General features: G+C 59.4%; 13 protein-coding genes. 4 read left to right on the plus strand and 9 right to left on the minus strand.

Translation table 11 applies throughout. The features are described from left to right. Positions 1-144: 144 nt before the first annotated feature. From recC to rppH, 9 genes are all read right to left on the minus strand, one after another. Positions 145-3,516 carry an exodeoxyribonuclease V subunit gamma gene (gene recC, locus ACK3CV_RS20180; protein WP_164039866.1) on the minus strand — a complete coding sequence of 1,124 codons (3,372 nt, stop codon included), beginning with the start codon at positions 3,514-3,516 and terminating at the stop codon, positions 145-147. Positions 3,517-3,548: 32 nt separating this feature from the next. Further along, positions 3,549-3,905 (minus strand): prepilin-type N-terminal cleavage/methylation domain-containing protein, encoded by a 357-nt coding sequence (locus ACK3CV_RS20185; protein ID WP_164039864.1) that lies wholly within the window; start codon positions 3,903-3,905, stop codon positions 3,549-3,551. Next, entirely contained in the window at positions 3,895-4,341 is a 447-nt protein-coding gene (locus tag ACK3CV_RS20190; protein ID WP_033649503.1) for a YgdB family protein, read from the minus strand. Before ACK3CV_RS20190 ends, ACK3CV_RS20185 begins: the two co-directional genes overlap by 11 nt. Beyond that, positions 4,338-4,916, minus strand: coding sequence for a prepilin peptidase-dependent protein (locus tag ACK3CV_RS20195; protein ID WP_041036506.1), 579 nt, complete (start codon positions 4,914-4,916; stop codon positions 4,338-4,340). The genes ACK3CV_RS20190 and ACK3CV_RS20195 overlap by 4 nt, the downstream gene beginning before the upstream one ends. Further along, entirely contained in the window at positions 4,910-5,413 is a 504-nt protein-coding gene (locus tag ACK3CV_RS20200; protein WP_049212619.1) for a prepilin peptidase-dependent protein, read from the minus strand. Before ACK3CV_RS20200 ends, ACK3CV_RS20195 begins: the two co-directional genes overlap by 7 nt. A 174-nt stretch (positions 5,414-5,587) precedes the next feature. Then, on the minus strand, positions 5,588-6,382 hold the full coding sequence (thyA, locus tag ACK3CV_RS20205) for a thymidylate synthase (RefSeq protein ID WP_164039862.1): 795 nt from the start codon (positions 6,380-6,382) through the stop codon (positions 5,588-5,590). A 7-nt stretch (positions 6,383-6,389) separates the two neighbouring features. Continuing rightward, complete coding sequence (gene lgt / locus ACK3CV_RS20210) at positions 6,390-7,262, minus strand: prolipoprotein diacylglyceryl transferase (RefSeq protein ID WP_033649501.1); 873 nt, start codon at positions 7,260-7,262, stop codon at positions 6,390-6,392. Positions 7,263-7,484: 222 nt separating this feature from the next. Then, a complete protein-coding gene (gene ptsP, locus ACK3CV_RS20215; protein WP_041036509.1) occupies positions 7,485-9,731 on the minus strand; it encodes a phosphoenolpyruvate--protein phosphotransferase in 2,247 nt (748 codons plus the stop codon). A 12-nt stretch (positions 9,732-9,743) separates the two neighbouring features. Beyond that, on the minus strand, positions 9,744-10,271 hold the full coding sequence (gene rppH / locus ACK3CV_RS20220) for an RNA pyrophosphohydrolase (protein WP_004931849.1): 528 nt from the start codon (positions 10,269-10,271) through the stop codon (positions 9,744-9,746). Between the two features lie 696 nt (positions 10,272-10,967). Between rppH and mutH the strand changes: the two genes are divergently transcribed. From mutH to ACK3CV_RS20240, 4 genes are all read left to right on the plus strand, one after another. Further along, positions 10,968-11,654 (plus strand): DNA mismatch repair endonuclease MutH, encoded by a 687-nt coding sequence (gene mutH, locus ACK3CV_RS20225; protein ID WP_060429296.1) that lies wholly within the window; start codon positions 10,968-10,970, stop codon positions 11,652-11,654. A 103-nt stretch (positions 11,655-11,757) separates the two neighbouring features. Beyond that, positions 11,758-12,474, plus strand: a complete 717-nt coding sequence (locus ACK3CV_RS20230) for a TerC family protein (protein WP_033635765.1) — start codon at positions 11,758-11,760, stop codon at positions 12,472-12,474. A gap of 159 nt (positions 12,475-12,633) precedes the next feature. Beyond that, a complete protein-coding gene (locus ACK3CV_RS20235; RefSeq protein WP_033635766.1) occupies positions 12,634-12,852 on the plus strand; it encodes a YgdI/YgdR family lipoprotein in 219 nt (72 codons plus the stop codon). Positions 12,853-13,058: 206 nt separating this feature from the next. Continuing rightward, a complete protein-coding gene (locus ACK3CV_RS20240; RefSeq protein WP_033635767.1) occupies positions 13,059-14,099 on the plus strand; it encodes an NADP(H)-dependent aldo-keto reductase in 1,041 nt (346 codons plus the stop codon). Positions 14,100-14,115 lie beyond the last annotated feature (16 nt).

Raw genomic sequence — 14,115 nt, forward strand, 5'->3', positions numbered from 1 at the left:
TCACCGGGTTCTTCGCCAATATGGCGACCCGAACTCGGCGGGTATATGCCTGTACGTTATGTAAGACCGGGAATGACCCCAATGGTTGAATATAACCTTCGTTATTTTTACCACCTACCGCCGCACAGCACCACCGGGTGATTGTTACCCCAGGTTATGCCGCGCCACCGGCAGCAGATAACGCTCTGTTTCGGCCAGTATTTGCGCTAAGTATTCATTATCCAATTGGCGAAACACTCGCTGCACGTAGGGATCTTCCCCTTCTCCGGGAATGCGCTGATCGCCCTGCCAGGCCTGCAGCAATTTGGCGCGCGCCTTGATTTGCGCGTCTTCCTCCCAGTCGATTTGCTGCGTTTCCGGCAGATAGCACTGACTCAGCCACGCCCAGCCGCTCTTGTTCAGCAACAGCAGCGGCTGACTCAGACCGCGCTGATAGCCCGTCAGCAGTTCCGCCAGCTGCGCCTGTGCCTCTTCAGGCGCCAGCGCGGCAAAGCGCCAGGCGGAGTTCTTGCGGCCATACATGCGGCTCTCGCCGGTGCCGCCGGCGCAGCAGTACACCAGGTGCTCCAGCCACAGCAATATGCCATCCACCGCCGACAGCGTCGCGGGCCGCCAGCGCAACAGGCCGTCATCCTGCACCTGATGCAGCCAGCCGCTGAGGCGCACGCCGGCGATATCGATATCCAGCTCCAGGCTATGGCTCTCTGCGCGTTCCGCACGCACCTGCTCGGCCAGTTCGCTCATCTCTTCCTGCTGCTTTTGCCAATAAATTTCGCCGAAGGCGCCATAGGGCAAGCCGCCGGCGGCGCGCACCCGCTGGAACAGCCGTTCGGGATCGTCACCGTCGATCAGCGTATTCAACAGTTGGCTGTTGAACTGGTAGCGGCTGAGGTTATCCAGCGTGAAGGGTTCTTCGTCCGGCAGCTCGGTCTCTTCCAGGATAAAACTGACGCCCAGCCGCAGTTGGAAAAACGCGCGAATCGGATGGCGGTAAAACCGCAGCAGTTCATCCAGCGATATTTGCTGCAGCGCTTCGGCGGGCAGCGGCTGGTTGAACGCCGGATGCGCCGCACCGCGCCCATCGGCGGCAGGCAGCCACTCGGCGGCATAGCTTTGATCCTCCGAGCCAGGCAAGAAGTTCTCGGCGGCGAACGGCATGCGCGCGTGCCACTTCAGCAAGTGCTCACCAACCCGCCGGGCGCTGTCGTCTGCGCTAAGCTCTTCATCTCCCGGCAGGCAATAGCTTTGTTCCAGGTACTCCAGCAGCTCGGTGACCAGTACCGAAGGGTAACGCGGGCTGTTGTCCTGAATGGAACGGCCGATGAAACTGATATACAGCCGCTGCTGAGCGGACAAAATCGCTTCCAGGAACAGATAACGGTCGTCATCGCGTCGGCTGCGGTCGCCGCGTTTGACCTGCTGCGCCATCAGATCGAAACCCAGCGGCGGCAGCGTGCGCGGATACACGCCGTCGTTCATGCCCAACAGGCACACCACCTTGAACGGAATGGAACGCATCGGCATCAGCGTACAGAAGTTGATTTGCCCGGCGAGGAAGCGCTGGCTGATGCGCTCCTGATCGAGGCGCGCCGCCAGATCGTCCCGCAGAATGGTCAACGGCACCTCATCGGGATAGCGCGCCGCCAGGCCAAAATTGATGGCCTGCTGCCACTGCTGTTCGATCAGCGCCAGCACCACCTCGGTGTCGCTGTCCGCAGCGAAGAAGGCATCCAGCAGTTGCCGGCAGAGCGGCAGCCACGCTTCGAGCGGGCGCGCTTCGCTCAAGATTTGCCGCCAGTGGCTGAGCTGCGCCAGCAGGTCTGCCAGCTGCCCCGCCAGTTCGGCGACCAATCCGCTCGATTCGTCGTAAGGCAAAATGCCCTGCCAATCGCCGGCATTGCTGTCCATCGCGTAGCCAAGCAACATGCGCGTGATGCCAAAGCGCCAGGTATGTTGGCCGGTAGCGGGCAGATCCAGTTCGCGCACGTTATCGTCGTCCAGGCCCCAGCGCACGCCGGATTCACCGACCCAATGGCGCAGCAGGCGCAGCCCCTCTTCGCCAATGGCGAAACGGGCGGCCAGGGCCGGCACCTCAAGCAGCGCCAGCACCTGTTCCGAGGTAAAACGGCTTTGCGGCAGATCGAGCAGTGAAATGAACGCCTGCAGCGCGGGATGCGCCTGGCGCGCTTTACGGTCGGAAATGGCGAACGGCAGGTAGCGCTCGGCAGGGGCATTGCCGAACACCGCCTGAATGTAAGGCGTGTAGCTGTCGATATCCGCGACCATCACGATGATGTCGCGCGGCGTCAACGACGGATCCTGCGCCAGCATGGTCAGCAGTTGATCGTGCAGCACCTCCACTTCCCGCTGCGGGCTGTGGCAGGCATGCAGGCTGAGGGAACGGTCGTTCTCATCTAGCGGACGTTTGCTGAAGCTGCTTTCCAGCGTTTCCGCGGTAATACCGATCACCGCATGGTCTTCCAGCTCCAGCATGTCGCGCTGAACGGCGTGCAGCATGGTATCGGCCGGGATATCGACAAAGGCGTCAACCTCTTGCGCCCCTTCCATCTGCGACAGCAGATAGAGGTGATCGCGCCCCAGCTTGCCCCAAGAGGCCAGCAGCGGGTTGCTGAGCTGCTGCTGGCCTTCGGCGTCAAACAGGCGCGCCGCGTCATCCGGTTCGCGGAACAGCCCCTGCTCACGAGCCTGGTGGTAGTGACGGCGCTTGCGGCTCTGCAAGCGGGCCAAGAAAGCGTAATCCTGAATATCGCCCCAATAGTAGCGGCAGGGGTTGGTGAACATCAGGTGGATATCGATATGCCGCCCCAGCGCCTGCAGCGCCTCCAGATAGACCGGCGGCAACGCCGAGATACCGCAGATAAACACCCGCGGCGGCAAACCGGGCGGGCAGGTTTTTGCCTGCTCCAGCGCGTGGATAAATCGGCTGTACAGATTGGCGCGGTGCCATTCCGGCTGCCCCAGCTCGCGCGTGTACTCCACCAGCCGCGCCCAGAGCGGCGCCTGCCATTGCTGAGCCTCCGCCAGGCCGTCGATGCGCTCCCCGCGCTGCCAGCTCTCCAGCCACTGCGGGCGATAAACCAAATATTGGTCGAACAGGTCGGCGACCCGGCCGGCCAACTGGTGAATCTTGCGCTTGTTACCGTCATCGGTCAGATAGTGCTGCAGTGGCGCAAACGCCGGCTGAGTCAGCATCTCCGGCAGCAACCACATCAGCTTCCAGGTCATGGCGTCCTTGCTGAAGGCGCTCTCTTTCGGGATATCCGGCAACACCCGGGTGAACATGTCCCAAATAAAGGTCGCCGGCAGCGGAAACGCAATATTGGCGGCGATGCCGAACTGTTCCGCCAACTGCATCTGCAGCCATTGCGCCATACCGGGGCTCTGCACCAGCACCACTTCCGGTTGAAAAGGATCGGCCAACGGATCTCTGGCTATCAGTGCGCTGGTCAGCGTTTTCAACAAATCCAGCTGATTGGAATGATAAACCGTGAACATCAAGGCTCCTTTAAAACAAAAGACATACCGGCTTAAAAGCGGGTGCAATACCAGCGGCTCAGCGCCGCCCACTGCCGCTGTGGCGTTTGGACTCTAACCGTCAATCGGCGGCAATCACTCTCCGCATCGTCAAGCGCCGTCTCGCGTCGCCAACCTTCCGGCGGCGATTCGGCCTCGAGCCGCCCGGTGACGGCGAACGCTTCTAACTGCTGATGCGCCAGCGCCCAGGCTTGCCGGTAGTGCCACTGGCGCTGAAACGACTGCAACAGCACCTGATGATACTGTAACAAGCCAAGCAGCGACACCGAGAACAGCAAGGCCGCCACCAACACTTCCGGCAGGCTGAAGCCGTTGCGGGATAGCCGCCCTGGCCGAGCGTTAGCCGTCACAGTCGGTCAGCCTTTTCTCTGGGCAAAAATCCAGCCGACCGCCCGGCTGAGCTTGCACCTTGCCAGCGGTCTCTGCGCCGTTAAAGGTGCCCCACTGATACAGCCAAAGCGGTTCACCGCCGCGCATCTCACCAAGGCCGCGTATCGTCACAACGCCCGCTCTGGCAGACAGCCGGGCGCAGGCCGTCAGTTCCGCGCGCTGCCTGCATAACCAGGCCGCCGCACTCAGCTCGGCGCGTGGCCAGCGCTGGCTCATGCCCCAACTCAGCGCCGAAGCGGCCTGATTATAAGCCTGAAGGTAACGCTGCTGATCGGCGGCCAGTAACAGCGCGTTATCCAACTGCCGATGCTGAGCGTTAAGCAACATCAGCCCCAGCGCCAACAGCAACATCACCGCCGCCAGAGTGCTACCGCCCCGCTGGGTTCGCCAATTCATGGCAGCGCCGCCATTTCGACGCTCGCACTCAGGCTGCGCCTGATACGCGTATCGCTGGCGGAGCGCCCCGCCAGCGTCAGGCGAGCCAAGGTCGCGCCGTGATCGCCCCGCTCGATCGCCACATGAAACCGCTCAATGCGCACTTCGTCATAATCGAGCAACCGCTCCCAGCCACCGCCATCGCATTGGCTCACGCCGCGCTGCCCTTCCAAGCCGCCATTGCGCAGCCGGTAACCGAAATAGCCCGCATCCTCGCCCGAAGCGAGCCATTGCCCGCTGCGAGCGATGTCGTAGGCAACGATAACGCAACTGCCCGCCGCTTCTCCCGATGCCTGACCGATCAGCAACGGACGGCCGGCGCACTGCCCGGCGCAAAAACCGGCGCGGCGCAGATCTTTCTCAATGCCGAACGCCAGTTGCCGCAGCGTTGACTCCAGCCGAAAGTGCTGGCTGACGACCACGCTTTGCTGGCGCAACAACGGATAGGTTTTCGCCGCGCCGAGCGCGATCACGCTGCCGAAGACCAACGCCAACATCACCTCCGGCAAGGTAAAACCGCGTTCTAAAGTCAACATAGCGCAATGCCTCTGACCCGCTGCCCTTCGCTGCACAAACGCAGCCGCCCACGGGCGGACAGCACCAGCCGCAGGCTGCCTGCGTCGTTGCTGAGAAGGATGTGCCCCGCCTGCGCAGTATTGCGCAAACCGTAAAACCCAATCTCTTTGCCGGTGTAGCCGCTCAAAGCGACGTCACGATAAAACGGCGAGAAAACGGCGCCTTCGGCGGAAGCGCAATCCGTCGGCGGCACGCCACCGCCCAGACACCAGGGCGTGCCGTTCTTGAACCACAGCAGCGTCGCGCGGTTACGCCAGTTGGCGTCCGCCTGCAATCGCAGCAAAAACGCCAGCAGCTGCTGAGCCGTGTGTTCCAGCCGCAGCGCTTGCTGATGATAACGCCATTGCCCGACGCCCCAGCCGGTGAGCATGCCGGCGATCAATATCGCCGCCAACAGCTCAATCAGCGTCATGCCACGCTGGCGATCATCGATATTCGAGAGAGTATTGTCTTTCATGCCGCCAGTGTAAGGATCGCCACAACGCGGTAAAGCCGCATGCGTAATCGCTGCGGCAAGCTGCGCAATGTTTTATTTACGACGGCAGAGGACGACAAAAAAATGCGGCGCGGTGCGCAATGCGGATAAAAAAAGGGGTGCAATCTCTGCCCCCCTGGTGTGATGCGGTTAAGGTTAGATCGCGACCGGCGCCTTGATGGCCGGGTGCGGATCGTAACCTTCGATCTCGAAGTCTTCGAAACGGTAATCGAACAGCGAAGTCGGCTTGCGTTTGATCACCAGTTTCGGCAACGGACGCGGTTCACGCGTCAGCTGCAGCTGAGTTTGTTCCATGTGGTTGCTGTACAGGTGGGTATCGCCGCCGGTCCAGACGAAATCGCCCACTTCCAGATCGCACTGCTGCGCCATCATATGCACCAGTAGCGCGTAGCTGGCGATGTTGAACGGCAGGCCGAGGAACACGTCGCAGGAACGCTGGTACAGCTGGCAAGAGAGCTTGCCGTCCGCGACGTAGAACTGGAAGAACGCGTGGCACGGCGCCAACGCCATCTGATCCAGCTCGCCGACGTTCCAGGCGGAAACGATGATGCGGCGCGAATCCGGATCCTGCTTCAGCTGTTGGAGCACGTTGCTCAGCTGATCGATCTGACGGCCGTCCGCCGCGCCCCAGGCGCGCCACTGTTTGCCGTACACCGGGCCGAGATCGCCGTTTTCATCGGCCCACTCGTCCCAAATGGTGACCTTGTTGTCACGCAGGTAGGCGATGTTGGTATCGCCGTTCAGGAACCACAACAGCTCATGAATGATCGAACGAAGATGACATTTCTTGGTGGTCACCAACGGGAAACCTTCCTGCAAGTTGAAACGCATCTGATGGCCGAAAATCGACAGCGTGCCAGTGCCGGTACGGTCGGCTTTAGGGGTGCCCTCGGCGAGCACCTTGTTCATCAAATCCAGATACTGTTTCATTTGTCCCTCACGACATTTGTTGCTGCGGGCGACGACGGTACGCCCAAATCATCATAATAATACCGGCCACCACCATCGGGATGGACAGGATCTGCCCCATGCTGATCACGCCGTCGAACAGGCCGAGCTGGGCATCCGGCTGGCGGAACGCTTCAACGATGATGCGGAATGCGCCATAACCGATCAGGAACAGGCCCGAGACGGCGCCCATCGGCCGCGGCTTGCGAATAAACAGGTTCAGAATGATAAACAGCACCACGCCTTCCAGCAGCAGTTCATACAGCTGCGACGGGTGGCGCGGCAGTACGCCGTACTGATTCAATAACGGCAGCAAGGAAGGATCGGCGGCGGCGAGGGCCACGTCTTCGCTGCGCGAACTTGGGAACAGCATCGCCCAAGGGGTGTCGGTGGTCACGCGGCCCCACAGTTCACCGTTGATGAAGTTGCCGAGGCGGCCGGCGCCCAGGCCGAATGGGATCAATGGCGCGATAAAATCGGAAACCTGGAAGAAGGTGCGTTTGGTGCGGCGAGCGAACCAGAACATCACCAGAATCACCCCCATCAAGCCGCCGTGGAACGACATGCCGCCATCCCAGACCTTGAACAGATAGAGCGGGTTATCCAGGAACAGCGGCAGGTTATAGAACAGCACATAGCCTACGCGGCCGCCGACGAATACGCCCAGGAAACCGGCGTAGAGCAGGTTTTCAACTTCGTCTTTGGTCCAGCCGCTGCCCGGCTTGTTGGCACGGCGCACCGCCAGCCACATGGCAAAAACGAAGCCGACCAGGTACATCAGGCCGTACCAATGCAGAGAAACCGGGCCAATGGAGAAAATGACCGGATCAAATTTAGGAAACGCCAGATAGCTATTGCTCATCTATCACCACAACATGTCTGTTATTTTTCCCCATGCGGGGGCGGCAGGTGCCAAGCGGCGGCGGAGATTGTCCCGCGTCTTGCAAGCAGCAGCATTGGCCGCTGCGGTGTGCAAGGCGACGAGCCTGCGCCGCACTGAGGTTGCGCATCATAACATAGGCTTAGCGCGGTCCGGTCCGGCAGGCCGGGAAAAGTTCTGTAAAAAAATCACAACGCGCGGCGGCTACCGGCCCCCACGGATCAACCCGCCCATGCCGCGCCGCTCCATAAACGCCGCCACCAGATGGCGCACTTCGGTGGTCATCTGGGTGTTCAACACCCGCTGCGCCAACATTTCGGCGTCGGCAAGGTCGATATGCCGCAGCAGGTATTTGATGCGCGCCACGCTGCGGCCGTTCATGCTCAGATTGCGATAGCCCATGCCCACCAGCAACAGCGCGCCCATGGGATCGCCGGCCAGCTCACCGCAGAGACTAAGCTGCAACCCGGCCGCGTTCCCCTGCTCGGCGATCAATTTCAGCACCTGCAGCATCGCGGGGTGCAAACTGTCATACAGCGAGGCGACTCGGGTATTGTTGCGATCCACCGCCAACAGGTACTGGGTCAAATCGTTGGTGCCGACCGAGATGAAATCAACGCGCCCGGCCAGATGCGGGATCAGGAAAATCATCGACGGCACTTCCAGCATCACGCCGATTTTCGGTTTCGGGATCGCATAGCCAAGCACCTCTTCCACCTCGCGCCCGGCGCGGTCAATCAGGCGTTTGGCCTCATCGACCTCTTCCAGGCTGGTGATCATCGGCAACAAAATGCCCAGATTGCCGGTGCCGGCGTTGGCGCGCAGCATGGCGCGCACCTGAATCAAAAAGATCTCCGGCTGATCCAGGGTGATGCGGATGCCGCGCCAGCCCAGGCAGGGGTTCTCTTCGCTGATCGGCATATAAGGCAGCTGCTTGTCGGCGCCGATATCCAGAGTGCGCAGCGTAACCGGCTTGCTCGGGTAAAGCTGCAGCATGCCCTGGTACTGCGCGACCTGTTCCTCTTCGGAGGGGAAGCCGCTTTGCAACATGAACGGGATTTCGGTGCGGTATAACCCCACGCCATCTACCCGGCCGCCCAACAGCTGTTCATGTTCCGGGCTGAGGCCGGCATTCAGCATCACCTGAATGCGCTCGCCGCTTTTCAACTGCGCCGGCTGCTCGACGTCGTCTTCCGCCAGCTTGCTCAGCTCCAGCTCTTCGCTGATCAGCCGTTGATATTCCTGCACCAGCACCGGTTCAGGATCGACCAGCAGTTCACCGCGATAACCGTCGACGATCAGCAGCCGTTGGCTGAGCAGAGAAGGTTGGATGTCGGCGCCCATCACCGTCGGCACCCCCATCGCCCGCACCAGAATCGCCGCATGCGAGTTGGCGGCACCGTCGCGCACCACCACGCCGACCAGGCGATCCTGCGGCACTTCGGCCAGCAATGTCGCGGTCAGCTCATCCGCCACCAGCACAAAACGCGCCGGCCACTGGGTAGCGCCCTGAGTGGTGTCGTCGAGGTGGAACAGCAGGCGCTGGCCCAGCGCGCGCAGGTCGCTGCCGCGCTCGCGCATGTAAGTGTCCTGCAGTTTGGCGAACTGCTCGGCAAAGGCCTCTATCACCTGTTTCACCGCCCACTCCGCCACCGAACCGTTGTCGATTTCGGCGAACAGTTCGCGCTTGAGACGGGCGTCATTTAACAGGTGAGAATAAAGATCGAAGATCGCCGCGCTCTCCTTTTGCGAGCTGGCGGCAAAACGCTTGCTGAAGCGGCGAAACTCCGCGCCGGCCTCTTCCAGCGCCAGCGTCAGGCGCTCGCGCTCGCTGGCGGTGTCCAGCGTCGACGCGCGGTAAACCTGATCGAGTGAAGGCTGGCTGCTGTCCTGCCACCCTTCCGCCACCGCCACGCCGGGCGAGGCCGCCAGCGCGCGCACGCGCGTTTGGCGATACTGGCCGAAAATGGCGTTGAGCTGCGACTGTGACAGGATCCCGGCCATCTGCGTGGCCAGGGTGACCATGAAAGACTCTTCGCTTTCGTCGAACTGGCGCAGCTCGCGCTGCTGCACCACCAGCACGCCCAGCAGCTGGCGCCGATGAATGATCGGCACCCCGAGGAAGGATCGGAAACGATCCTCTTTCACCTGCGGAACGTATTTGAAGCTGGGGTGGCTTTGGGCATCGGCCAGGTTGATAGGCTCGGCTCTGCGGCCGACCAACCCGACGACGCCCTCGTCAAACGCCAATGCGATAGTGCGCCCGCGCGGCTTTTTCAGCCCGCGCGTGGCCATCAGGTAGTAGCAGCGGCGATCGTTGTCCGCCAGATAGATGGAACACACTTCGGTGTCCATCGCCAGACAGGTTTCATTGACCAGCAGATCCAGCGCATCCGTCAGACTGGCCGCCGCAGCCACCTTCTCTACAATTTCTCGCAAGCGCGTGAGCATAGTCGGCTTAACTTAACCTCTCTTTCGGCGATAAGCAGGAGCCTGCCGCGGCGCCGCCTGCTCTTGCATCGGCATCACGGTCACGGCGAATTCTTTCATCACCCGGCGGTAGACGTCGCGTTTGAACGACACCACCTGGCGTACCGGATACCAGAAGCTCACCCAGCGCCAACCGTCGAACTCCGGCGTGCTGCTGCGCTGCATATTGATATCAGCGTCATTGCACAGTAGCTGCAACAAAAACCATTTTTGCTTTTGGCCGATACAAACCGGCTTTGTGTCCCAACGCACCAAACGTTTCGGCAATTTATAGCGCAACCAGTTGCGGGTCGAAGCCAGGATGCGCACATCCTTTTTACTCAGCCCCACTTCTTCGAACAGCTCACGGTACATCGCCTGCTCCGCAGTTTCGCCAGGGTTAATCCCACCTTGGGGAAACTGCCAGGAGTGCTGACCGTAACGGCGGGCCCATAAGACCTGCCCCTGACGATTACAGATTACGATACCAACATTCGGGCGGTAGCCATCATCATCGATCACCGGACTACCTCGATAAGCTTAAATTCGCATAGATGTCCTGATTGTTTCACACAAGCTACAGGCGGTAAACCACTGCTTTACGGCGCTGCGGGCCGAATAACATTGGGATAACTCACAGATATAGGCAAAGTTATAAACATACCCTAGCCTTTCAGACCGGTTTTATTCACTTTTTCTGTGGATAGGTGTGTGCAGAACTCGAGGAATAAGCCGGTAAAACTCTTAACCCCTAAAATCCCCCCTCAACACTAAAAACGCATATTTATTTTAAAAACATACAATTATGTATTAACGCATCGTTATATACAGGGCAAAAATGTGATCTGTGCACGGTAAGGATCTTACCCTGGCGAAAGATCCACCAACGTCGTTTTTATCCACAGATTATCTGGGCAAGTTACGCACAAAACGGACAAATTCGTAAAAAACCGCCCGAGTCAAGGCTGTAAATTGAACCAGTGATCGGCAAAAATTTGGGTTATCCCAAAAATCTGTGGATAAATAGGTGTAAGATCCTGTTTATTGTCGGTGGCTTCAGGTGAACAAGCCTCGCCAGTGCATTGTCCACCACGCCAAGAATGGAAAAAAGTCATGTAAAATCATGCTACTATTATTCTTTTCCCCAAGCGATGGCGGTTATCGCTCACCGTGCATAATTGCAGTACGTTTTTCAACCAAATTAGACAGGCTTGATTTATGGCGTTTTTATCCCCTTTGCCGCCCCCGCCGGAAAATGAACGGCAGCTGTTCGAGCGCGCTCAGGCGCTGGCCGGCGCCAGCTTTGGCGAACTGGCCGCTCGCGCGCAGCTGCCGATCCCCAAGGATCTGAAACGCGATAAAGGTTGGGTAGGCATGCTGCTGGAGCTGTATCTCGGCGCCATGGCCGGCAGCAAACCGGAGCAGGACTTTCCCGAGCTGGGCATCGAGCTGAAAACCATTCCTGTCGACGCCGCCGGCAAACCGCTGGAAACCACTTTTGTCTGCGTCGCTCCGCTCACCGGCAACAGCGGCGTCACCTGGGCCAACAGCCACGTTCGCTACAAGCTGGCGCGCGTGTTGTGGATACCGGTAGAAGGCGAACGCCAGATCCCGTTGGCCGAACGCCGCGTCGGTTCGCCGCTGCTGTGGAGCCCAAGCGCGGCAGAAGACGAAATGCTGCGCCGCGATTGGGAAGAATTGATGGATCTGATCGTGCTCGGCCACGTAGAGCGCATCACCGCACGCCACGGCGAAGTGCTGCAGCTGCGCCCCAAAGCGGCTAACAGCAAGGCGCTCACCGAAGCCATCGGCGAACAAGGGCAACCGATCATGACGCTGCCGCGCGGCTTCTATCTGAAAAAGAGTTTTACCGGCACGCTGCTGGCAAGACATTTCTCAATCTAAGCGATTTCGTTTAACTCTGGTTTAGCTGCCCCTATCAGCGCCATGATAAACGCGTATAATTCACGCTTTGCATTTATTAAGTATTAATAAGGTGTGTCGAGCAATGTTCGAATGGATTATGGATCCCAATGCCTGGTTAGCGTTAGGCACGCTAACCATTCTTGAGATCGTACTGGGTATTGATAACATCATTTTTCTGTCGCTGGTGGTGGCCAAGCTGCCCAAAGCGCAACAGAACAAAGCTCGCCGGATCGGGCTGGCCGCCGCCATGCTTATGCGCCTGGCGCTGCTGGCTTCCATCGCCTGGGTGATTCGCCTGACCCATCCGCTGTTTACCGTGATGGAGCACAGCGTATCCGCTCGCGATCTGATCCTGCTGCTGGGCGGGCTGTTCCTGATCTGGAAAGCCAGCAAAGAGATCCACGAAACCATCGAAGGGTCGGAAGAAGAGCACCACACCAAGGTGCACAGCTTCTTCGGCGCGATCGTGCAGATCATGCTGTTGGATATTATCTTCAGCCTGGATTCGGTGATTACCGCCGTGGGCCTTTCCGACCATCTGTTCATCATGATGGCGGCAGTGGTGATCGCCGTCGGCGTGATGATGTTCGCTGCCCGACCGATCGGCGAATTCGTCAACCGCCATCCATCGGTGAAAATGCTGGCTCTGGCGTTCCTGATCCTGGTGGGCTTCACGCTGATGCTGGAAAGCTTCCAGGTGCACGTGCCAAAAGGCTACATCTACTTCGCCATGTTCTTCTCGATGTCGGTAGAAGCGCTCAATCTGATGCGCAGCAAAAAAAATCGCGCGCCGGAATAACGCTATCTATATGAAAGCCGCCATTGGCGGCTTTCATCACTTTGTTGACCTCTCATTTCACTTTTTCTTATCAGATAAAGACTTATCTGAGACGCGCTTCGCCGAGAGTTTGCTAATCTTGAAAGAACATTATTTTCTGCATAATCGAGGATCCGCAGGATGAAAAAGTGGGTAATGGCAGTGTCTGCGCTGGTGATGGTGGCTGGCCTGGCGGGGTGTTCCAGCGACTACGTGATGGCGACCAAAGACGGCAACATGATCCTGACGCAAGGCAAACCGGAGATCGATGAAGATACCGGCCTCATCAGCTATAAAGACGAGAAAGGCAACCAGCGCCAGATCAACGGCGATCAAGTTTCTCAGGTTATCGAACGCTAATCACCGCCCGCCGGCTATCGCCCGTTCAAGCGCGGTAGCCCCCATTCGCGTCCGCACGGAATCCGCTTCCCCCATCTTCACCGCTTGGTTATAGTCAGGAAAGGCGACATCGCCGCCTGACGGACTCTGCGCCGTCTTCTGACATTGGGCTCCTGTTTCACCGGGCCGCGCGGCCCGTAAGCGCTAACAAGAAAGGAAGGCCGTTAATGCAATACCACCGTATTCCCCACAGTTCTTTAGAAGTGAGCGTGCTGGGACTGGGCACCATGACCTTTGGCGAACAGAACAGCGAAGCCGACGCCCATGCGCAACTGGACTATGCATTGGCCGCAGGCGTCAACCTGATAGACACCGCCGAACTGTACCCGGTGCCGCCCCGTCCGGAAACCCAGGGCCTGACCGAAAGCTATATCGGCAGCTGGCTCAAGGCGCGCGGCAATCGCGAAAAAATCGTCCTGGCCAGCAAAGTCTCGGGCCCGGTGCGCGGCACCGACAGCAGCATTCGCCCGCAGCAGGCGCTCGATCGCAAAAACATCCGCGCCGCGCTGGACGCCAGCCTCAAGCGGCTGAATACCGATTATCTCGATCTCTACCAATTGCACTGGCCGCAGCGCGCCACCAACTGTTTTGGCAAACTCAACTATCAATACACCGACGACAAAGCCACGGTCACGCTGCTGGAAACGCTGGAGGCGCTGACCGAGCAGGTGCGCGCCGGCAAGATCCGCTATATCGGGGTTTCCAATGAAACGCCCTGGGGCGTGATGCGCTACCTGCAGCTGGCGGAGAAACACGAGCTGCCGCGCATCGTGTCGATTCAAAACCCGTACAGCCTGCTGAACCGCAGCTTTGAGATTGGCCTGGCCGAGATCAGCCAGCACGAAGGGGTGGAACTGCTGGCCTATTCCAGCCTGGCGTTCGGTACCCTGAGCGGTAAATACCTCAATGGCGCAAAACCGGCCGGTGCGCGCAATACGCTGTTCACCCGCTTCAACCGTTATTCAGGTCAGCAAACCCAGCTGGCGATCGCCGAGTACGTGGCGCTGGCCAAAAAACACGGGCTGGATCCTTCGCAGATGGCGTTGGCCTTCGTGCGTCAACAGCCGTTTGTCGCCAGCACCCTGCTGGGCGCCACCACGGTGGATCAGTTGAAAATCAACATCGACAGCCTCGATGTGGTATTGGATGAAGACGTACTGCAGGCGCTCGAAGAAATCCATACCCGGTTTACCATTCCGGCGCCTTAATACAGCAAGGGCGCAG

It is taken from the genome of Serratia sp. TSO36, from assembly GCF_057808395.1.